This window comes from Pseudomonas sp. SbOxS1, from assembly GCF_013416725.1.
Taxonomy (GTDB): Bacteria; Pseudomonadota; Gammaproteobacteria; order Pseudomonadales; family Pseudomonadaceae; genus Aquipseudomonas.
The window spans coordinates 42074-63861 of record NZ_JAAVXC010000006.1; the positions used below are offsets into that span (position 1 = coordinate 42074).

17 protein-coding genes and 1 pseudogene are annotated in these 21788 nt (G+C 62.3%); 9 read left to right on the plus strand and 9 right to left on the minus strand.

Features of this window, described 5'->3' with window-relative positions:
- Positions 1 to 79 precede the first annotated feature (79 nt).
- A complete protein-coding gene (locus tag HFK74_RS10275) occupies positions 80 to 817 on the minus strand; it encodes a TorF family putative porin (protein WP_180203416.1) in 738 nt (245 codons plus the stop codon).
- A gap of 110 nt (positions 818 to 927) precedes the next feature.
- On the minus strand, positions 928 to 2670 hold the full coding sequence (locus tag HFK74_RS10280; RefSeq protein WP_180203417.1) for an amidohydrolase: 1743 nt from the start codon (positions 2668 to 2670) through the stop codon (positions 928 to 930).
- 103 nt (positions 2671 to 2773) lie between these two features.
- Between HFK74_RS10280 and HFK74_RS10285 the strand changes: the two genes are divergently transcribed.
- The 5 genes from HFK74_RS10285 to HFK74_RS10305 all read left to right on the plus strand — a co-directional run bounded on the left by HFK74_RS10285 (position 2774) and on the right by HFK74_RS10305 (position 9587).
- Positions 2774 to 3697: a LysR family transcriptional regulator gene (locus HFK74_RS10285; RefSeq protein WP_180203418.1), complete on the plus strand. Its 924-nt coding sequence runs from the start codon at positions 2774 to 2776 to the stop codon at positions 3695 to 3697.
- A gap of 158 nt (positions 3698 to 3855) precedes the next feature.
- The gene (gene lexA / locus HFK74_RS10290) at positions 3856 to 4473 is read left to right on the plus strand and encodes a transcriptional repressor LexA (RefSeq protein ID WP_180203419.1); all 618 of its coding nucleotides are present in this window, start codon (positions 3856 to 3858) and stop codon (positions 4471 to 4473) included.
- The gene (imuA, locus tag HFK74_RS10295; RefSeq protein ID WP_180203420.1) at positions 4473 to 5090 is read left to right on the plus strand and encodes a translesion DNA synthesis-associated protein ImuA; all 618 of its coding nucleotides are present in this window, start codon (positions 4473 to 4475) and stop codon (positions 5088 to 5090) included. Before lexA ends, imuA begins: the two co-directional genes overlap by 1 nt.
- 7 nt (positions 5091 to 5097) lie before the next feature.
- Positions 5098 to 6513 carry a DNA polymerase Y family protein gene (locus HFK74_RS10300; RefSeq protein WP_180203421.1) on the plus strand — a complete coding sequence of 472 codons (1416 nt, stop codon included), beginning with the start codon at positions 5098 to 5100 and terminating at the stop codon, positions 6511 to 6513.
- Positions 6489 to 9587, plus strand: coding sequence for an error-prone DNA polymerase (locus HFK74_RS10305; protein WP_180203422.1), 3099 nt, complete (start codon positions 6489 to 6491; stop codon positions 9585 to 9587). The genes HFK74_RS10300 and HFK74_RS10305 overlap by 25 nt, the downstream gene beginning before the upstream one ends.
- A 30-nt stretch (positions 9588 to 9617) precedes the next feature.
- Here HFK74_RS10305 and HFK74_RS10310 read toward each other — a convergent pair whose 3' ends face one another.
- From HFK74_RS10310 to HFK74_RS10340, 7 genes are all read right to left on the minus strand, one after another.
- Positions 9618 to 10280 carry a flavin reductase family protein gene (locus HFK74_RS10310; RefSeq protein WP_180203423.1) on the minus strand — a complete coding sequence of 221 codons (663 nt, stop codon included), beginning with the start codon at positions 10278 to 10280 and terminating at the stop codon, positions 9618 to 9620.
- A gap of 12 nt (positions 10281 to 10292) precedes the next feature.
- Positions 10293 to 11780 carry an amidohydrolase family protein gene (locus HFK74_RS10315; protein WP_180203424.1) on the minus strand — a complete coding sequence of 496 codons (1488 nt, stop codon included), beginning with the start codon at positions 11778 to 11780 and terminating at the stop codon, positions 10293 to 10295.
- Positions 11777 to 12973, minus strand: coding sequence for an amidohydrolase family protein (locus tag HFK74_RS10320; protein WP_180203425.1), 1197 nt, complete (start codon positions 12971 to 12973; stop codon positions 11777 to 11779). Before HFK74_RS10320 ends, HFK74_RS10315 begins: the two co-directional genes overlap by 4 nt.
- Positions 12974 to 13122: 149 nt before the next feature.
- Positions 13123 to 14175 (minus strand): extracellular solute-binding protein, encoded by a 1053-nt coding sequence (locus HFK74_RS10325; protein WP_008060034.1) that lies wholly within the window; start codon positions 14173 to 14175, stop codon positions 13123 to 13125.
- A gap of 17 nt (positions 14176 to 14192) precedes the next feature.
- The gene (locus HFK74_RS10330; RefSeq protein WP_020795454.1) at positions 14193 to 14981 is read right to left on the minus strand and encodes an ABC transporter permease; all 789 of its coding nucleotides are present in this window, start codon (positions 14979 to 14981) and stop codon (positions 14193 to 14195) included.
- Complete coding sequence (locus HFK74_RS10335) at positions 14978 to 15895, minus strand: ABC transporter permease (RefSeq protein WP_008060032.1); 918 nt, start codon at positions 15893 to 15895, stop codon at positions 14978 to 14980. The genes HFK74_RS10330 and HFK74_RS10335 overlap by 4 nt, the downstream gene beginning before the upstream one ends.
- 1 nt (position 15896) lies before the next feature.
- Entirely contained in the window at positions 15897 to 16979 is a 1083-nt protein-coding gene (locus HFK74_RS10340) for an ABC transporter ATP-binding protein (RefSeq protein ID WP_180203426.1), read from the minus strand.
- Between the two features lie 140 nt (positions 16980 to 17119).
- Between HFK74_RS10340 and HFK74_RS10345 the strand changes: the two genes are divergently transcribed.
- From HFK74_RS10345 to HFK74_RS10360, 4 genes and pseudogenes are all read left to right on the plus strand, one after another.
- The gene (locus tag HFK74_RS10345; RefSeq protein WP_020795451.1) at positions 17120 to 17809 is read left to right on the plus strand and encodes a GntR family transcriptional regulator; all 690 of its coding nucleotides are present in this window, start codon (positions 17120 to 17122) and stop codon (positions 17807 to 17809) included.
- A gap of 288 nt (positions 17810 to 18097) precedes the next feature.
- Entirely contained in the window at positions 18098 to 20497 is a 2400-nt protein-coding gene (locus HFK74_RS10350; RefSeq protein WP_180203427.1) for a type VI secretion system Vgr family protein, read from the plus strand.
- 16 nt (positions 20498 to 20513) lie between these two features.
- Positions 20514 to 21283, plus strand: a pseudogene (locus tag HFK74_RS10355) (DUF4123 domain-containing protein).
- A 55-nt stretch (positions 21284 to 21338) separates the two neighbouring features.
- Positions 21339 to 21764 (plus strand): YceK/YidQ family lipoprotein, encoded by a 426-nt coding sequence (locus tag HFK74_RS10360; protein WP_180203428.1) that lies wholly within the window; start codon positions 21339 to 21341, stop codon positions 21762 to 21764.
- The last annotated feature ends 24 nt before the right edge of the window (positions 21765 to 21788 follow it).

Sequence of the window (21788 nt, forward strand, 5' to 3'; positions counted from 1 at the left end):
GCGAGGCTTGCCCGCGAAGGCGGTGTGTCAGGCAAAACGCCTTCGCGGGCAAGCCTCGCTCCTACAAGGGCGGTGGTGATCAGAAGGATTTGCTGAGGCTCGCTACTACCGTCGCGCTGCATACATCGTCGAAGCCCCAATTGCTGAGGCACTGGCTCTTCGACAGGTCGGTGTCGATGTAGCTCAGGCCCAGCATCACGCCTGCCAGTTCGTGGGTCAGCTTGATTTCCCACTCTCGGTACGAGTCCTCAGCCTCGCCCGAGCGTGAGAACAGGTGCGGATCCTTGAAGTCCATGTCGCCGTAGCGCAGTTTCAGGCCAATGTCGTAGGGCAACTCGGTTTCATAGCCGACATAGCTGTAGAGCGAGTTCTGCTCGCTATCGATACCCGGCGCATCGGCGGAGTAATAGGCTCCGAGTTTCACCCCGTAGACGCTGAGAATGCCGTAGGCCTCGCTCTGGTTGAACTGGCTCTCTTTCGGGTAAGCATATTTGAGGTAGCCCACGTCGAGGCTGACGTCATCGGTGGCCTGCCAAAGCCAGCCGGCGTAGTAATCGACTTCCTGTCGGGTTTTCAGGCCACCGCCAAAGTCGACGTTGGAAGTCCATGCGCCCAGGTACAGGCCGCTGCTGTGGGCCAGGGTTACACCGGCTTGCAGTGCCGGGTCGTTCTGGGTTTGCGAGATGCCGCGGGTGCGGTAATCGCTGGCCAGGGTCACGTCCAGCAGCAGGGCGAAATCATCGTTCAAGGGGATGGCCTGGCTGCACAAAGGCAGCAGACTCAAGGAACTGAGGGCGAACAGGGTGAAAGCTTTCATGGGGGGTACGTCCCGCTATTGTGATTGTTATGGGCAGAAATCGGGCAAGGCTGCGCCGTACCTCGTGTTGAAAAGCACGAGGTCGGGCAGGGGTGTGGCTGCGGTTTTTATTAGAGGGTTGCGGCGTAGACCTGCCGACCGGCGAACCAGGTCTGCAGCACTTGAGTGTCGTGCAGGGCTTTCTCATCGACGCTGAACACATCGCGATCAACCACGATGAAGTCAGCCTGTTTGCCGGCGCTCAGCGAGCCGATCTGTTTGTCCAGGCCGATGGTGCGAGCGGCATTGAGGGTGTAGGCGTAGAACATGGTTTCGCGGTCGATGCGTTCATCGGCGTTGAGTACCCCAAGCGGACCCTCCCGGGTGATGGCCTGGGCCATGGCGTTCCACGGATTGGGCGAAGACACGGCCCAGTCACTGGCCCCGGCGATGGTCGCGCCCTGTTTGAGCAACGAGTGCGCCGGGTATTGGTAACGGAACGCCAGGGCACTGACGTAAGGCTTGATCATGCCGGTGGTGTAATCGTCGGCGCTGGCCCACAGCAGTTGCATCGAGGCGATGACGTCGAGCGGTTTGAAGCGGGCGAACTCTTTCGGATTGACGATCTGCAAGTGCGTGATGGAGTGGGTCACGCCGCTCTGCCGGTCCTTGCGCGCCTGGGCGATGCCGTTCAGCGATTCGCGTACCGCGCGGTCGCCGATGGCATGGATGTGCACCAGCCAGCCGCGCTGATCGATGGCGCTGACCAGTTCGCCGAAGTGTTTCGGATCGATCAACAGCTCGCCCGGTTTGTGCGAGTTGGTGTAGGGGTCGATCATCGCGGCGCTCTGCGCCGGGTACTCGATCACGCCGTCGGCGAAGATCTTGATGCCGGGCAGCGTCAGGTTGGGAATGCCCTGGAACTGTTGGCGGACCTTGTCCAGGGTGTCGAGATCGGCGGGCACGCTTTTCGAATTGGCCACCAATAGCGCGGCGACGTGGGCGGTCATGCCGCCGCTCTCGGCCAGCGCCTTGTACGTGGGCAGCACGCCGACGGTTTTCTCCGTGGGCTTCATGGCAAACACCGGCTCTCCAGGCGCGGCGTTGGCGGCAGGGTCCATCCACGCGGTGATGCCGAGGCTGTTGTTGTAGCTCACGGCGGTTTGCGCCGCCTTGAGCAGGTCGGCGGCACTCGGCGAGGGCATTTTCGAGGCGACCCGGTCCCAGCCAGCGTCCACCAGAAAGCCGTTGGGGCTGCCGTCGGCGAGCTTGCCGATGGTGTCTTTTTCGGCGTCCGGCAGGTTTTTCAGCAACGCGGCATCGATGCCTGCGCGTTTGAGCATCACGTTGTTGGCCCAGGCGGTGTGATGGTCGCTGCCGATGAACACCACGGGCACTGTCGCCCATTCGCCGCTGTTGAATTTCTTGCCCAGGTCTTGGGCCTGCGCCCAGTAGGCGGAACTCATGCCGGCCACGCTTAGGACGTCGCCGTGCCTGGCCTTGCCATCTTCACGCCAGGCCATCAGGCGTTTTTCCAGCTCGTCCAGGTCGACCACTTCATCTGCCATGTTGGCCGAGCTCATTTCCAGGCCGCCGAAAATCGCGTGGGAGTGGCTGTCAATCAAGCCCGGCATCAGGGTCTTGCCACCCAGGTCGATGACCCGGGTACCCGAATCGATCAGCGCCTTGATCTGCGCATCGCTGCCCACCTGCAGCACTTTGCCGTCCTGCACCGCCAGCGCCTGGACCTTGGGCTGGTTACGGTCGGCGGTGAAGATCTTGCCGTTGAGCAGTACCAGGTCAGTCGCCGCCATGGCTTCCAACGAGGCAAAACTGACGGCCAGCACCAACAGATTCGGGATGAATCTTTTCATTGATTGTTTCCTTGTTATTGCGTCTGATGGCCAGATTAGTGACTTGCCGCGCTCGGCAGAACGCCTCGCTCACGAAAAACGTTTTTGCCTGAATGGAAAAAGAATGGACAAGCTGGGTGCACTGAAAATGTTCGTGGTCACGGCACAACTGGGCAGCTTCAGCCGCGCCGCCGAGCAATTGGGCAAGACTCCGTCGGCCTTGACCAAAGCGGTCAATCACCTGGAAGCGGAACTTGGCGCGCGTTTGTTCGAGCGCAGTACCCGGCGGATCCTGCTCACGGAATCCGGGCGGCTCTACCTGGAAACCGCGCGCCAGGTGTTGCAGCGTCTGGACGAGGCCGGTGAGGAAATCGAGCAGTTGCAGCATGGTTTGCGCGGTAGCCTGAAAATCACCGCACCGCTGGCCTATGGGCAGGCCTTTCTCGATCAGGTGTGTGGCGGTTTTCTCGAACAGTATCCGCAGATCAACCTGCAAGTGGACCTGTGTGACGAGTTCGTCAATCTGCTGGAGAGCGGCTACGACCTTGCCCTGCGTGAAGGCCATGATGACTTGCCGGGGTTGATCGCCCGTGTGGTCGGCAGCAATCGCCTGGCGCTGTGCGCCAGCCCGCAATACCTCGCGCGCAAAGGGCTGCCGGTCACCCCGCAGACTCTCGATGAGCACGAATGGTTGTTGTATCGCCATCCGTTGCTCAGCCGCGAATTCTGGTGGGCCGAGCGTGACGGCCAGCGCCTGAGCCTGCCGCAACCCCAGGCACCACGCTTGCGCAGCGATAACTACGACTTGCTGCTGGCCAATGCCCTGGCCGGGCGCGGTCTGCTGCATACGCCGTTGTGGAGCGCGGCGCCGTACATCGCCGACGGACGACTGGTGCGGGTGATGGCCGACTACGACATCGACCCGGACAGCTTCGGCCCGCACATCCTGGCGGTGTACCCGAGCCATCGGCGGGCTACGGCCAAGGTGTTGGCGTTCATCGATTACATCGCGGCGTATCTGGCATCGCATGGCCTGCTGTCCCTGTAGGAGCGAGCGGTGCGGCGATCCGACTTGCCCGCGAATCAGGCACCTCGGTCCTTCAGGTACACCGCGTCATCGTTCTTCGCGGGCAAGTCGGATCGCCGCACCGCTCGCTCCTACAGGGAATCAACGGGGCTTGCCAGGAAATTGTGGAAAGAGTACAAATGTACTCCATGAGCACATTAACTCCCCGCCGTACCGCCATCCTGACCTTCATCCGCGAACGCATCGCCGAACACGGTCAGTCCCCGAGCCTTGCTGAAATCAGCGAGGCGTTCGGTTTTGCCTCCCGCAGCGTGGCGCGCAAGCATGTGCTGGCACTGACCGAAGCCGGGTTTATCGAGGTCAACCCGCATCAGGCCCGGGGCATTCGCCTGCTCGGGCAGCCGCCGCGCCCCGAGCTGCTGGACATCCCGGTCCTCGGCCGGGTGGCGGCCGGTACGCCGATCGGTGCCGATGCCGAGGTCCATAGCCGCTTGCTGCTCGATCCGTCGATGTTCTCGCGGGTGCCGGACTACATGCTGCGGGTTCGCGGCGACTCGATGATCGAGGACGGCATTCTCGACGGCGACCTGGTGGGCGTGCACCGCAGCCCCGAGGCCGTCAATGGCCAGATCGTCGTGGCGCGGCTCGACGGCGAAGTCACCATCAAGCGCTTCGAACGGGTCGGCGACCGGGTTAGCCTGCTACCGCGCAACCCGGCCTATCAACCGATCATCGTCGAGGCCGACCGGGACCTGGCCATCGAAGGGGTGTTCTGCGGCCTGGTAAGGCAAGGCTGATGGGTGCCGTCGTCGCGCTGGATACGCTGTTCAATGGCGGCCAGGTCTGGAGAGGCCGGCCTGCGCCGCCGGCCGTCAGCCCGCAACCCACCGGGCATGCCGCGCTGGATGCGGCGCTGCCCACGGGTGGCTGGCCGGAGGCGGCGCTGACGGAAATCCTCCTGGCCGGGCAGGGCGTGGGCGAGTTGCAACTGGTGTGGCCGGCGCTGGCGCGGCTGTCGGCGGCGGGCGAGCGCATCGTGCTGGTGGCGCCGCCCTGCGTGCCCTATCCCCAGGCCTGGCAGAACGCCGGGGTCGATCTGCGCCAGTTGTCGATCATCCAGGCCAGCGAGCGCGATGCGTTGTGGGCGGCGGAACAATGCCTGCGTTCGGGCAGTTGTGGCGCGGTGCTGTGCTGGCCGCACAAGGCCGATGACCGCGCCTTGCGCCGCTTGCAGGTGGCGGCGGAAACCGGCTCGACCCTGGCGTTCGCCTATCGCTCGCTCAGCGAAGCGATCAACCCTTCGCCAGCGGCCCTGCGCATCGCCATCGATGCCAGGCCCGCACAACTGCGGGTGCTCAAGTGCCGCGGCGGGTTGGCCCGTTCGACGCCGATTGCCTTCGCCGTGGGGCATTGAGGTTGCCATGCGCTGGGTCTGTATTCTGTTCCCGCAATTGGCGCTGGACGCGGTACTGCGTCAGCGCGCCGACCCCCAGGAGCCGCTGGCGCTGTTGACCGGCCCGGCCCAGCGTCGGGTGCTGCAGGCGGTCAACGGCCCGGCGCGGGCGCTGGGCCTGCGCCCCGGCCAGTCCATGAGCGCCGCCCAGGCCTTGAGCAAGGGCTTTGCCACCGCCGAGTACGACGTCGCCGACATCGAACACTGGCAGCAATTCCTGGCCGCCTGGGCTTATCGCTTCAGCTCCCAGGTCAGCGTGCATTACCCGCGGGCGCTGGTGTTCGAAATCGAGTCCAGCCTGGGGCTGTTTGGCCCCTGGCCGCAGTTCGAGGCGCGTCTGCGCAGCGAACTCGGCGAACTGGGCTTTCGTCACCGCATTGTCGCCGCGCCCAATCCGGTGGCAGCGCGGATGCTGGCCAACGCCTATGACGGCCTGGTGGTGCCCGACGAGCAAGCCTTGCAGCATTACCTGGGGCAAATGCCCGTCGACCGCATCGGGCTGCAGACCAGCGTCGCCACGGCGTTGTCGCGCATGGGCCTGCGCACCTTGAGCCAGGTGCAGGCGTTGCCCCGGCATAGCCTGGCCCGGCGTTTCGAGGCCCAGGTGCTCATGCACCTGGATGCCTTGCTGGGGACACGACGTCTGGCGCTGGCGTTCTACCTGCCGCCGGACCGTTTCGATGTACGCATCGAGCTCAATTTCGATGTGCAATCCCATCAGGCCTTGCTGTTTCCGTTGCGCCGATTGACCGGGGACCTGTCGGCGTTCCTGTGCGGGCGGGACAGCGGTGTGCAGCGTTTCGACCTGCACCTGGAGCACGCCGGGTTGCCGGACACGCTGATCAAGGTCGGCCTGCTCAGTGCCGAACGCGATCCGGCGATGCTGTTCGAACTGGCCCGGGGGCGTCTGGAGCAAGTCCAGGTCGAGGCCCCGGTGCGCGGTTTTCGCCTGCGCGCCGAAGACCTGCCGAGCTTCGTCCCACAATTTCAGGAGCTGTTCGACGATCGCCCGCAGCAGACCTTGCCCTGGGAGCAACTGCGCGAACGCCTGCGCGCACGGCTGGGGGATGACGCCGTGCATGGCCTGCGCTTTCAGGCCGATCACCGGCCCGAGTGCGCGTGGCAGGCCAATGCCGACAGCCAGCCTTGTGCGCGATTGCCGACAGTACAGCGACCGGGCTGGCTGCTGACCGAGCCGCTGTCGGTGCACGAAGGCTCGATGCGCATCCTCATGGGGCCGGAACGCATCGAGTCCGGTTGGTGGGACGGCGATGACGTGCGCCGTGATTACTACCTGGTCGAAACCCGTGCCGGCCAGCAGGGTTGGGCCTACCGTGCGGTGGGCGAGGGTGGCCCGTTGTGGCTGCAGGGCTGGTTCGCATGAACGCCGAGTATGCCGAGCTGCACTGCCTGTCGAACTTCAGTTTCCAGCGCGGTGCTTCCAGTGCCCTGGAGTTGTTTCAACGGGCGAAAAAACAGGGCTACCAGGCCCTGGCGATCACCGACGAATGCACCCTGGCCGGTATCGTCCGTGCCTGGCAAGCGGCGAAGTCCGTTGAGCTGCCACTGATCATCGGCAGTGAAGTGCGCATCGAGAATGGCCCGAAACTGGTGTTGCTGGTGGAAAACCTCGAGGGTTACCAGACCCTGTGCCGACTGATCACCCGAGCCCGACGCCGTACGCAAAAAGGTCAGTATCAAGTGCTGCGCGAAGACTTCGGCGAAGCGTTGCCAGGGCTGCTGGCGCTGTGGGTGCCCGACGCGGCCGATGACCTTGAACAGGGCCATTGGTTGAAGCAGGCCTTCGCCGAACGCCTGTGGCTGGCGGTCCAGTTGCATCGCGGCCAGGACGATAGCCGGCGACTGAACGATCTGCTGGCGCTGGCCAGGGAACTGCGGATACCCGCGGTGGCCAGTGGCGATGTGCACATGCATGCGCGCGGGCGCCGGGCCCTGCAGGACACCATGACCGCGATCCGTCATCACTTGCCGGTGGCCGATGCCGGGCTGCGCCTGCACCCCAACGGCGAACGGCACCTGCGCAGCCTCGATGTGTTGCGCGAGCTCTATCCGCCAGCCTTGCTCGACGAAACCCTGGAGATCGCCCGGCGCTGCACTTTTGACCTGGGCCAGTTACGTTATCAGTATCCGCGGGAGTTGGTACCCGATGGCCACAGCGCAGCGTCCTGGTTGCGGGAATTGACCGAGCGTGGCATTCGTCAGCGATGGCCCCAGGGTGCGAGCGAGAAGGTTCGCGGGCTGATCGACAAGGAACTGGGGCTGATCGCCGAGCTGGGTTATGAGAGTTATTTCCTCACCGTCCAGGACATCGTCGCCTTCGCCCGGCGCGAGAAAATTCTCTGCCAGGGCCGAGGTTCGGCCGCCAACTCGGCGGTGTGTTTCGCCTTGGGCATCACCGAGATCGACCCCGACCGGATGAACATGCTGTTCGAGCGCTTTCTTTCCAGGGAGCGCGACGAACCGCCGGACATTGATGTGGACTTCGAGCACGAGCGCCGCGAAGAAGTCTTGCAGTATGTGTTCCAGCGCTATGGGCGGGCCCGCGCGGCATTGACTGCGGTGGTCAGCACCTACCACGCGGCCGGCGCCGTGCGCGATGTGGCCAAGGCGCTGGGTTTACCGCCGGACCAGATCAATGCCCTGGCCGATTGCTGCGGTCACTGGAGTGATGAAACACCGCCCGTGGAGCGCCTGCGTGAAGGCGGTTTCGATCCCGAGAGCCCGGTGTTGCGCCGGGTGTTGAGTTTGACGCAACAACTGATCGGTTTCCCCCGGCACTTGTCCCAGCACCCCGGCGGCTTCGTGATTTCCGAGCATCCCCTGGATACGCTGGTGCCGGTGGAAAACGCGGCCATGGCCGAGCGCACGATCATCCAGTGGGACAAGGACGATCTGGACGCGGTCGGCCTGCTCAAGGTGGATATCCTGGCATTAGGCATGCTCAGCGCGATTCGTCGTTGTCTCGATTTACTGCGTCGGCATCGCGATCTGGACTTGAGCCTGGCGACGATTCCCTCGGAAGACCCGTTGACCTACGACATGATTGGCCGCGCCGACACCATCGGCGTATTCCAGATCGAGTCCCGGGCACAGATGTCGATGCTGCCCAGGCTCAAGCCCCGCGAGTTCTATGACCTGGTGATCGAGGTGGCCATCGTTCGCCCAGGTCCAATCCAGGGCGGCATGGTGCACCCGTACCTGCGCCGGCGAAACAAGGAAGAGCTCGAAAGCTATCCCTCAGAAGAGTTGCGCGAGGTGTTGAAACGCACCCTCGGCGTGCCTCTGTTCCAGGAGCAGGTCATGCAGATCGCCATCGTCGCCGCCGACTACAGCCCCGGCGAAGCCGACCAGTTGCGCCGCTCCATGGCGGCCTGGAAACGTCACGGTGGACTGGAACCCCACAAGGATCGCCTGGCCGCCGGGATGAAGAAAAAAGGCTACACCGCCGATTTCGCCGCGCAGATCTTCGAACAGATAAAAGGCTTTGGCAGCTATGGTTTTCCCGAATCCCATGCCGCCAGCTTTGCCTTGCTGACCTACGCCAGTTGCTGGTTGAAATGCCACGAACCGGCGGCCTTTGCCTGTGCACTGATCAACAGCTGGCCCATGGGTTTCTACAGCCCGGACCAGATCCTGCAGGACGCGCGCCGCCACCATTTGCAGATTCGCCCGGTGGACGTGCGGGCCAGCGACTGGGATTGCAGCCTCGAACCGATTGCCGGTGCGCAACCGGCGATTCGCATGGGGTTGCGCATGATCAAGGGCTTTCGCCAGGACGATGCCCGGCGCATCGAGGCGGCGCGGTCCAAAGGCGCCTTTGCCGACATCGCCGACCTTGGCGAACGGGCAGGCCTGGATGCTCGCGCCCAGGAGCAACTGGCCGATGCCGGTGCCTTGCGGGGGCTGGCCGGTGACCGGCATCGGGCGCGCTGGGAAGTGGCGGGGGTGCAAAAGCAGCTTGGCCTGTTTGCCGGCCTGCCCCGTCAGGAGGAGGACGCGGTGGCGCTGCCCAAACCCACGGTCGGCGAGGACTTGCTGGCCGATTACAACAGCCTCGGCACCACCCTCGGGCCGCACCCGCTGGCCTTGTTGCGCGGTGAGTTGAAAGCCCGGCGCTGCCGCAGTTCGAAGGAGTTGCTGGATGTCGAGCACGGGCGACCGGTCAGCGTCGCCGGGCTGGTGACCGGGCGACAACGGCCAAGCACCGCCAGCGGCGTGACCTTCGTGACCCTGGAAGACGAGTTCGGCAACGTCAACGTGGTGGTCTGGCGCGACCTGGCCGAGCGCCAGCGCCAGGTGCTGGTGGGTTCGCAATTGCTCAAGGTCGATGGGCGCTGGGAGAAGGAGGGGGAGGTGCGGCATCTGATTGCCGGGCGCTTGAGTGACTTGAGCCCACTGCTGGACGGCATCACGGTACGCAGCCGCGATTTCCACTAACCCCGCAAAACCTGTGGGAGCGAGCACGCATTATTTGGAAACTGGCCAAAACCGTTCCCCACCCCCCGGTGCCTCCGTCCACGCCTGCAACGAGCGCGTCGGCAAATCGAAATAATCCCGGGTACGCGCATACCCATGCCCACCCATCCGCCCGATCGCATCCAGCCCCAGTTGATCGATATACAGGGTCTTCGGGTCGATCAGCTCATCGCGCACATGGGCCATCAGCACTTCGCCAAAGATGATCTCCCGCGACTGACCGATGTTCAGCGCCATCATCCGCCGGCACTCCAGTGCCACCGGCGCCTCGCCAATGCGCGGGCATTTGACCGTGGTGCCGGGGATGGCGGTGAGGCCGGCGGCGGTCAGTTCGTCGAAGCCCGGGGCGAAGGGGACGGCGCAGACGTTCATGGCTTCCACCAGGGCATCGCTGACGATGTTCACGGTGAATTCCTGATTGAGCTGGATGTTGCGCGTGGTGTCCTTGGGGCTCTGGTCGCCGTAGTTCTCCACGCCCAGCGCCAGGATCGGCGGGTCGGCCGACAGCGCGTTGAAAAAGCTGAACGGCGCAGCGTTGACGCGGCCTTCAGCGTCGATGGTGGTGACCAGGGCAATGGGCCGTGGCACCACGCTGCCGATCAGAATCTTGTACTTGTCCCGTGGGCTCAGTTGGCTGAAGTCGAAGCTTTGCATGGGCAGGATTCTCTAAAGGAGTGGATCAATGGCGCACAGCGGCGCCTGTGCGCTGTAGTCGTCGGCGAACGGGATGGCCGATTGGAACAGGGTCTTCCAGTCCGGTTGGCCGAAGGCCCGGTCGCTGTGACTGCGCATCAGTTTTTCGAATTGCTGTTGGGCCTGGCGTTGCAGGGCGGGGTAGTCGATACATTGAACCTGACCGTCCTGCATCACGCAGCGGCCATCGATGTAGCTGGCGATGCAATCGTCGCCGCGCCCGGCCAGGACCAGGTTTTTCAGCGGGTCGAACAGCGGCCCCAGGTGCAGGCCGCGCAGGCTGAACACGGTGATGTCGGCCTTGGCCCCCGGCGCCAGGCGACCGATATCGTCGCGGCCCAGGGCCTTGGCGCCGCCGAGGGTGGCGGCGTTGTACAGATCCAGCGTGCTGGTCAGCGAATTGCTGCCCTCCATCAAGCGCGCGATGTTCAAGCCCTGGCGCATGTTGTCCAGCAAATCCGCCGGCCAGGTGTCGGTGCCCAGGGCGAAGTTGATGCCCTTGGCGCGATAGCGACCAAACGAATTCAGCGCCTCGCCATCCCGGGCAAACACCACCGGGCAATGCACCAGGCTGGCGCCACCATCCACTACCCGTTGCAGGTCGGCATCGCCGTGGGTGTAGATGCCGTGGGGCAACAGGCTGCGTGGGGTCAGCAGGCCCAGATCCTCCAGCCAGCCCAATGGCGAAACACCGCGAAGTTGTTCCACCATTGCTACTTCGCCGAGCCCCTGGCAGCAATGCAGGCGCATCGGCGCATTGAGCTCCCGGCTCAGCGCGGCGGTGCGTTGCAGCAAGGCTGGCGTGCACGTCTGGATGCGATCCGGCAGCAGCGCGCCGCGAATCAACCCTTGATGAGCACCCTCGAAATCCTCGAAAAACCGCTGCGCCGCCTCAAGTCCGGCCAGGCCCCGGGCTTCGTCCCAGTGGTGGGCCAGGGTGCCGTTGGCCTGCCAGTAACTCATGCCGCTCATGTAGCAGGGGCCGAGGTAGGTGCGCAGCCCCAACTCGGCCGCCACGCCGGCCACCGCGGCAAACTCGTCGTAGGTCTCGGCCCACTCGCGGTAGTACATCGAGGTGATCGGCATGGCCGTGGTGATGCCGTTGCGGATCAATTGGCTGAAGGCGTAGCGGTACTTGAAGACTTCTTCTTCGGGGCTGTAGCTCTCCCGTGGGCCGCGCGCCAGATACTGCGCCGACCACATCCGGCCCATGTCGCGCTCGTCGCCGTTATCCAGGGTCAGCACGGTGGAGTCGAGATCGCCCAGGGCATCCAGGTCGATGAAACCGGGACCGATCAGCGCGTTGCCGTAATCGATCCACTGATCCACCGGCCCTGCATAATCACGCCCGACAAACAGGATGCGCGATCCTTCGAACACCACTTCGCCGTTGCGCCACAGCACATGCTGCGCACCGTCGAAGCCGACCACGCAGCTCGCTTTCAGGGCGATGCGTTTCACAGGCGACTTTCCAGCAGACGCCCAGCGGAGGCAATCAACTGTCCACCGCGATAGACCTCGCGCAGCGGCCGCGCCACCACGGCTTCGCCCAAGGTCTGCACGGGCATCAACAGGAAGTTTGCCGGCTGGCCAATCTCCAGGCCCAGACCTTCACAACCCAGCGCCCGGGCGCCATTGACCGTTGCTGCCTCAAACGCCGCCGCCAGTTCTTCGTCCTTGTTCAGATCGAAACGAAACGCCAGCAGCATCGCCCGCTCCAGCATGTCGCCGTTGCCCATGGGCGACCAGGCGTCGCGGATACCGTCCGAGCCCAGGCACAGATTCACGCCAACCTCGCGCAACGCCAGGAACGGCGGCACCGCGCAATCGGCCGGCGCCGAACTCATCAACGAAATACCCAGCGTCGACAGGCGTTCGGCCACCGGCTTGACCTGGTTCCACGGCAACATGCCCAGGCAATAGGCATGGCTGATCATCACCCGACCCTGGAGCCCGAAGCGTTGGGTGTAGTCGGCGATCAGGGCGATCTGCCACAGGCCCAGCTCGCCCTTGTCGTGCAGGTGAATGTCGACGCCACGGTCGAACTCGCTGGCCAGTTTGAACACGAAATCGAGTTGTGCGATCGGGTCGTTGTCGATGCCGCACGGGTCAAGACCACCGACGTTCTCCACGCCCAGGGCCATGGCTTCGCGCATCAGCTCGGCGGTGCCGGGGCGGCTGATCAGGCCGGTTTGCGGGAACACCACCAGTTGCAGGTCGATCAGGTCGCGGTATTTTTCCTGCAGCTGCTGCATGGCTTCGACATGGCGCAGGCCGAACTCCGGGTCGATATCGACGTGGCAGCGCAGGGTCAGCGAGCCGCGGGCGATGCAGTTTTCCAGCAGGGCGCCGGCCCGTTGCGCAATCGGTGCGGTAACTTCGCGCAGGATGCGCCGCTCGTTGGCGATGTAGTCCTTGAGGGTGGGCCCTGCGCTGTTCGGGCGCCAGGGCTGGCCCCAGAGGGTTTTGTCCAGGTGCACGTGGCTTTCCACCAGTGCAGGGGTCAGCAGTTGGTCTTGGCCGTCGATGTCGGTGGCCGACAGTGCTTCGTTCGAAGCAGGGCGGCGTTGGCTGAACCGGCCGTTTTCGATCAGCAGGTCTTCAGCGGGGGCGCCGTAGGGGCGCACGTTGCGTAGCCAGCGGGGTTGGGTCATTGCTTACCTCAAATTCTGTGTTGTGTGGGAGGGCCTCTTCGCGAGCAGGCTCGCTCCCACAGGTTTATCAGTTGTTCCCAATATTTGTGATCAACACAAAACCACTGTGGGAGCGAGCCTGCTCGCGAAGGCCGCGACTCGGTTTTGGATCAACCCTTGAGCTTGGCCCAAATGCGGTCCTGCAGCTCACGCGCCTTGTTGCTGCATTCCTTTTCCGGGCGCAGGCGCGAGGCGAATTCGTCGGGCATGTTGATGGCGTCCATGACTCGCCACTTGGCATCGATCAGCTTGTCGCTCTGGATGCCGTTGGCGTAGGCGATGGCGTTGGACACGGCGGCAGCGTTTTCCGGTTTCATCATCCAGTCGATGAAGATCTTCGCGTTGCCGGGGTGCGGTGCGCTTTTCGGCACGGCGAAGTTGTCCTGGAACATCGCCAGGCCTTCTTTCGGATACACGTACTTGATGGTGCTCTTCTGCAAGGTGGCCCGGGCAGTGGAGCCGTTCCAGTTCTGCATCATGATCACCTCGCCCGAGGCCATGCGGTCGACGGTGTTGTCCGAGCTGTACATCTTCAGGAAGGGTTTCTGTTTTTGCAGCAGTTCGAGGATGCGCTTGGCGTCCTGCGGGTTTTCCGTGCATTCGTCGACGTTCAGGTAATGGCTGGCGGCGTTGATCACGCTGCTGGAGGTGTCGAGGGCGGCGAGTTGGCCTTGCAGCTCCTTGCGCGGTTCGAAGAACTCTTTCCAAGAATCGTCCAGCTTGCCGCCGGGCACTCGCGCGCTGTCATAGGAGAACCCGGTGCTGCCCCACAGGTACGGCGCCGAGAATTTGCGCCCAGGATCGAAGCTTGGATCGCGGAACGCCGGCTTGACGTACTGGAAGTTGGGCAGGGTCGAGGCATCGATTTGCAGCAGCAGGTTCTGGTTGATCAAGGTGCGCATGATCGATTGCGACGGCACGATCACGTCGTACGCCGCGCCACCGGCCTGCAATTTGGCCAGCAGGGTTTCGTTGCTGTCGTAGCCGTCCATGGTGACCTTGATCCCGGTCTCTTTTTCGAACTTGGCCAGCAGGTCGACCGGGTAGTAATCGGTCCAGTTGTAGAAGAACAGTTCCTTGGGCTCGGCGGCCTGGGCGCTTAGCGCGGTGAAGCAACTCAAGGCCAGACCGGCAAAGGCGAAACGCATGCTTTTCACTTTCATGGACGAACACTCCAGGCTCATTGTTGTTTGCCGCGCTGTCCCAGCCAGAAGGCCAGCACTACCAGCACGATGGAAATCACCAGCATCAGGGTCGAGATCGCGTTGATCTCCGGCGTCACGCCAGCCTTGATCGCCGAGAAGATGTACACCGGCAGGGTCGTGGAACCAGGGCCGGCGACGAAGAAGGTCATGATGAAATCGTCGAGGCTGACCACGAACGCCAGCACCGAACCGGACAGCACCGCCGGCCACAACAGCGGCAGCGTCACCCGGCGGAACACCTGCCAAGGGTTGGCGTACAGGTCGTTCGCCGCTTCCAGCAGGCTCTTGTCCAGGTCATTGAGCCGCGCACGGATCGGCAGGTAGGCGAAAGGAATGCAGAAGCCGATGTGCGCGACGATTACCGTCAGCAAACCCAGCTTGATCCCCAGCGCCATGAACAACAGCAGGGTGGCCACGGCGGTGACGATCTCCGGCAGGATCAGCGGCAGGTTGATCCCGCCTTCGACCATCTTCTGCCCGTAGAACGGCCGGTAGGTCGCCAGTGCCGCAAGCAGCGCAATCGCCGTGGCACAGACCGTGGCGATGCCGGCGACGATGATCGAATTCAGCGCCGCGGTCTGGATCGACGGGTTGGCCAGGATCCGCCCATACCAGGCGAACGAGAACTCGGTCCACACCGTCGCCGAGCGGTTGGCGTTGAAGCTGTAGGCAATCAACACGAAGATCGGCAAGTAGAGGTAGGCCAGGATCAGCAGGCTGACTTCCCGGGTCATCGGCAGTTTTTTCAGGTGCAGGGCGATCATGCGGTGGCTCCCCGACGAAGAGTTTTGGCGGCGCTGCGGCTATACAGGGCGTAAAGCACCAGGGACAGCAGCAGAATCCCCAGCAACAGGAACGACAGCGAACTGCCCAGCGGCCAGTTGCGCGCGGTGCCGAACTGTTGCTGGATCAGGTTGCCGATCATCAGGGTCTTGCCGCCGCCGAGAATCGCCGGGGTGATAAAGGCCCCCAGGCTCGGCACGAACACCAGCAGGGAGCCGGCGATCACTCCTGGCATCGACAGCGGCAGGATGATCCGCTTGAGCGCGTGCCAGCGATTGGCCCCCAGGTCGTAGGCGGCCTCTACCAGGCGCCAGTCGAGTTTTTCCAGGGTCGAGTAGATCGGCAGGATCATGAATGGCAGGAAGCTGTAGACCAGCCCGACGCTGACCGCGAAGTCGTTGTAGAGCAGAGTGATGCCGCCGGCACTGGGGAACAGCGCATTCAGGCTCTGGGCAACCCAGCCCTGTTCGCGCAGGATGATCAGCCAGGCGTAGTTGCGGATCAGCAGGTTGGTCCAGAACGGGATGGTGATCAACAGCACCATCAGGTTGCGCCGGCGCGGGGTCAGGCTCGACATCCACAGCGCCACCGGAAAGCCGAACAGGAAACACAGCACCGTGGTGCCACCGGCCTGGAACACCGAGCGCAACAGCGCCTGGGCGTAGACCCAATTGAGCTCAAGCTCACCGTCGAAACCTTCCTGGAAAAACAGCTGCACGTAGCTTTGCAATTGCCAGTCGGCCTGCCAGTCGACGCCGCCATAGACGTTGCGCGGCAACAGGCTGATGTAGCCCATGATGCCCAGCGGAATGGCGATCAGGGCCAGCAGGGTCAGAACCACCGGGCTGAGCAACAGCGCGCGGTTGAGGGCTGGGGAAGTGCTGCTGACGCTCATCTCAGGCCTCCATCAACAGGCAGGCGTGGGGGGGCAGGTTGACTGCGACACGGTCACCGACCCCGCGATTGCGGTTAAGGCCTTCGTTGTTTTCACGCAGCATGACTTTGATGTCGTTATTCAAGCGGCACTGGTAGAGGGTCGCGGTGCCGACATACAGCACGGCCTCGATCACCCCGCGCAGGTGGTGCGGTTGCGCCGGGTCGACCAGTTGCGAACGTTCCGGGCGGAACGCCAGTTGCACCTTGCCGTCGATGCCTTGGGGCAGGCAGGGGATTTCCACCGGCATGCCGCTGGGCACGAACAGGTTTTCATTGTGCTGGCCACGCTTGAGGTGGCCGGGGAGGAAGTTAATATCGCCGATGAACTGCGCGACAAACTGATGCTGCGGGCGTTCGTAGATTTCGTTCGGTGTGCCGATCTGCAGGATCTTGCCGGCGGACATGACGGCGATGCGATCGGACAGGGTCAGGGCTTCTTCCTGGTCGTGGGTGACGAAAATGAAGGTAATCCCGGCTTCCTTCTGCACGCGCTTGAGTTCGACCTGCATTTCCTTGCGCAGCTTGAGGTCCAGCGCGGACAGCGGTTCATCCAGTAACAGCACCTTCGGTTTCGGTGCTAGGGCCCGGGCTAGAGCTACCCGTTGCTGTTGGCCGCCAGACAATTCGGCCGGTTTGCGTTTGGCCAGGTGTTGCATTTGCACCAGCGCCAGCATCTCATCGACACGTTGCGCGATCTGCTTGCGATCAAGACCCTGCATCTCGAGGCCGAAGGCGATATTCTGCGCGACACTCATATGCGGAAACAGCGCGTAGCTTTGGAACACCGTGTTGACCCGACGCTTGAACGGCGGCAGGTCGTTGACTGGTTCGCCGGCGAGGCGGATTTCCCCGTCGCTGACGTGCTCAAAGCCAGCGATGGTGCGTAACAGGGTGGTCTTGCCGCAGCCGGAGGGGCCGAGCAGGGTGAAGAACTCGTTGTCGGCAATGTCGACCGATACATTATCGAGGGCCGGTGCTAAACCGGGATCGTCGGAATACCGCTTGGAGACGTTTCGCACTTCAATTGCAACTGGATGACCCATAATGGTGCATTCCTCTAATTATTGTATGCAAAATCTGGATGCAATTTAGAAATACCCGGATTAACCTGCTCATGCAACCCCCTTTTTCAAGGCTGTTCATTCGCCTGGGGCCGGTTGCACAGCACTGAAGGAGTCTTCGAATGGCGGAAAAGAAACTGGAAACCACGGTAGACCGCGTCTACCAAGGGGTTTACGAGGCGATCAGCAAACGCTCGCTGCGTCCCGGCATGAAGCTGGGCGAGGCTTCGTTGGCCGAACTTTTCAATGTCAGCCGCACGTCAGTTCGTGCCGCGCTCAAGCAATTGGAGGCCGATGGACTGGTCACCACCGAGCCCAATAAAGGTGCGTCGGTGTCGCTGCCCAGCGACGAAGAGATCCGTTCGCTGTTCGAAACCCGGCGCCTGGTCGAGATTGGCATCGTCAGCGAACTGTGTCGCCGACGCGATACGGCGGTGACCCGGGATTTGCGCGATCACTTGCTGCTCGAGGATGAGGCGCATCGCAACGGTGACCACGAACGATTGATTCACCTGCTCGGCGAGTTCCACATCAAGTTGGCCCGCAGCCTGAACAACCCGGTGTTGCTCGACTGGTTCCAGAAACTGATCTCCCGGGCCTCGCTATACGCCGCCGCGCTGGATGACGACAGCCACGAAGCCTGCCGCGACGACGAACACCTGCGTTTGATCGAGTACATCGAGGCGGGTAACCAGAGCGCGGCGATCGAGCTGACGTGCATCCATTTGAACGGTATCGAGAAGGCGATTCTGGATGTCGCGGCGACCTTGAAAAGTAGCTACAACCCGCTCAAGCATCTGATTGAGGTGTAAACACCCGGACTGAATCTGAAGATGCAATCTGTGGGAGCGGGCTTGCCTGCGATGAGGGCCTGACAGTCAATATCTCATTGAACGTTACGCCGCTATCGCGGGCATGTTGGCGGCATAGAGGCCTGCCCCCCCAAGAGCAGGAAAACTCCTACATACCAGTTACACCAATACCCAGACGCATCCTACGCGTAATAAGGAAACGTCTTATTTTCTGCGCGTGTCAGCTTCCCCAGAGTGAACGAGGGAAGGAAATGAAGCCTCCCCGTTTGCTTTCAGGGAGGTCTGTACATGAACACCGCACGAACCATTTTCTTCAACCACAGCCATCATAAACTCTGGGTCCGAGATCTTGCGACCCACCTCGACGTCCTCGCTTTCCACGGCGAAGAACGCCTCAGCCAACCCTTCACCTACGGCGTGGAATTCACCAGCACCGAGCAGGATCTCGCGGCCGAACACCTGCTGGGCAAGGACGCCAGTTTCAGCCTGTACGCCGCCAAACAACCACCGGTCATCAAAGGCCTGCCCACGCCTGAAATCAAACCGCTGCGCACCCTGAACGGCGTGATCACCGGGTTAAAACGCCTGTCTGCCTCCGTCGACGAAGCCCGCTACGAACTGATCCTGCAACCGCGTTTGGCCTTGCTCGAGCGCGGTCGGCAATACCGTATCTACCAGCAACAGTCGGTCCCGGAAATCGTCGAAAGCATCCTGCGCAGCCGCCACGACTTCCGAGGCCAGGACTTCCTGTTCCGCCTGGTACGTGAGTACCCCCGGCGCGAACAGGTGATGCAGTACGGCGAAAGCGACCTGGCCTTCATCAGCCGCCTGCTGGCTGAAGTGGGCATCTGGTACCGCCTCACCAGCGACCAACGCCTGCACATCGACGTCGTGGAGTTCTGCGACGGCCAGCGCGGCTACCAGTTCGACGTCGAGTTGCCAAACTTCTCGCCCGCCGGGCTCAGCAGCAGCGATGCGGACGGCGTGTGGGGCCTGCAAACCAGGCACCAGGTGGTGGAAAAAAACGTCAACATCCGCACCTATCAGCCCCTTGACGCCAGCGCCCACCTTGACGCCGATGTCGACCAGACCCGCGGTGCGAAAATCACCTACGGCGAGGCCTACCACTACGCCGAGCCCTACCGCGTGCTCGGTGGCGCCTACGATCAGCACGAAGACCTGGAATGCGAAAGCGGCTACTTCTACGCACGCCTGCGCCACGAGCGTTACCTTAACGACCAGACCCACCTGAGCGGTATCAGCAGCAGCGCCACCCTGGCACCGGGCCAGGTGCTGACCATCACCGGCGGCGGAGCACCGCAGGCCTTCACCCCGCGTTGCGCGATCGTCGCCGTGCGCACCCGTGCCGCCCGCGATGTCAGCTTCGAGTGTCGCTTTGAAGCCATGCCCTATTCGGAAACCCTGTGCTTTCGCCCGCCACTGCTGGCCAAACCACAAATCGCCGGCACCGTCCCGGCCCGGGTCACCAGCGGCGAAGCCCACGACAAATACGCCGAAATCGATCTCCGAGGCCGCTACAAGGTCAATTTCCTGTTCGACCGAGACCCCTGGAAACTCGGCGAGGAAAGCATGTGGCTACGCCAGGCACGCGCCTACGCCGGCGACACCCACGGCCTGCACCTGCCGCTGATCTGCGGCACCGAAGTGGCCATCGCCTTCGAACAAGGCGACCCCGACCGCCCCTACATCGCCCACGCCCTGCACGACAGCGAACACCCCGACCACGTGACCCTGCGCAACCGCGACTACACCCGCAACGTGCTGCGCACGCCGGCGAACAACAAGCTGCGCATGGAAGACCTGCGCGGGCAGGAGCACGTCAAGCTCAGCACGGAATATGGCGGCAAGAGTCAGCTGAATTTAGGGCATCTGGTGGATGCCCGGAAGGAGAAGCGCGGGGAAGGGTTTGAACTGCGCACGGACGATTGGGGTGCATTGCGCGCGGGCAAAGGCTTGTTGATCAGCGCCGATGAACAAATAAAGGCTTCAGACGATGTACTCGCCATGGCGCCGGCCACCAGCCAGATCGAAGGCGCCCGACAGCAAATGGCCCAGTGGCAGGAAATTGCCCAGGCCCATAACAGTCGACCACCCGCCATCGACGGTCTGCAGCAACTACAAGCGGACGCCAAAGACCTGTCCGCCCCGGCCATCCTCCTGAGCGCCCCCGACGGCATCGGCGCGGTCACGCCTGCCAGTCTGCTGCTCAACAGTGGCGATGGGATGTACCTGCAAAGCCGGGACGACATCAACCTCGCCGCCGACCAGCGCCTGTCGGCACACGCCAAAAAAGGCATCTCGCTGCTCGCCCAGCGAGAAGGCATGCGCCTGGTCTCCGGCGAGGGCCCACTGGAAATCGAATCCCACGGCGACCTGATGAACCTGATCGCCCAGCGGGACATCACCGTGCAGTCGGTGCAGGGGCGTCTGGAGTTTTTGTCCGAAAAAGGCATCACGCTCGGCACCGGAGATGTGGCGATCCACCTCGACCCGGAGGAAGGACTTTTTTTCGACAGTCACACCAAGGTTCGCTCCAGGGGGCAACACATCTGGGAGGGGCCTGGTGGCCAACGTTTCCCGTTGGCGGTGTTGCCCAAGTCGGTGTGCGAGGAGTGCCTGAAAAAGGCTCAAGCAAAGGCCATTGGTTTGCTGACGCGTCAAGGTTGATGGAGGAAAGAACAAGATGAAAACGCCAACCCAATGGCTGGAGCAGATCGAGCAGGTGTGCGCCAGAGTCGAAGTACAGGAAGTTGATCTTTTGCTTGATCAGGCCGGGTGGAGCAAATGCGCCGTTCCCGGACTGCAACAGTTAAGCCCCAAGGCGCCATGGTTCTCATTGTTCACCGGCACACCGGAGGAAAAGCTGCTGGACCAGGCACCGTTGTTGATGCGCCTGGACCTGACCATCTGGCAACACAGGGCCTGGCTGGAAGAGCTGATCGAACACGGCGCGTCCGAGGCTCGGCTGATGGTACTGGTCTCGTCCCTGCCGTTTGAAGAACTGAGTCATGCGTTGCAAGCTCTGCTGCAAATGCAGTGGGGCGAGCGGGCCGGCTTGTTGCGTTTTTACGATCCGCGAATCTTTCCCATGCTGATGAATTCCATCCTCACCAGTGAACAGCGCGCTGAGTTCCTGCGAGTCGCCTGCTTCTTTGGCTGGCTTGATCGCGACAACCAGTTGCAATGGCTGCCAGGCACTCGCTTGAGGGACCAGAGCGGCGTCAAAGTCAGTCCCTTTGTAAGTCTTAGTAATGAGCAATGCGCATGGATCATGAGCATCGGCGCCGCTCAGGAACTGCTCAATGGCGGCGAGTTTGATCATTTGGATGGAATCAGGAACAGCGTTTCAACCTGCTGTACTCATTGATGGTGCAAGCCAAACAGCAAAGTTTTGTTGGTGATTTGAGCGACTACGTTCGGCGGAACTTACCCGTTTCGAATGTGCAGCTTTGAGAGCTGTTCAATGCTCGTGGCGAGCGATATGGATAATCGAGCGAAGGAGGCGCGCATGTTGAAGCGCATGATGCTTATACCGTTGTTGATTTTTGTGTTTTCTACTGTTGGCTGCGGGACTTTGATTGAGCGAGACGCGTCGTCGCAGAAAAGCCATGGCTCGAATTATTACTATCCAGCCATTCAATATGATTGGGCAATGCTCACGCTGGAAGGTCGTGGAGGCTACGACTATACCCCTGTACTTTGTTATTTGAGCATTGCGTGCCCCTTCATTGTTGTCCTCGGCATGCCGGTGGACTTTCTTGTCGATACCGTGTTGTTACACAGCGATCATAAGAGAAAACTCATCGCTGACAGGGAGTTCAAAGGTTACCTTCTGGATAAATATTGTCAGGCTGATAATGGGCTTCCTGATAAGGAGAAGATCGAGTTCTATGATCTCGACGTAAACTCTTGTCCATCCAAAGATGTGCTCTAGGCAAATGGAGATAGCCGGCGCTGC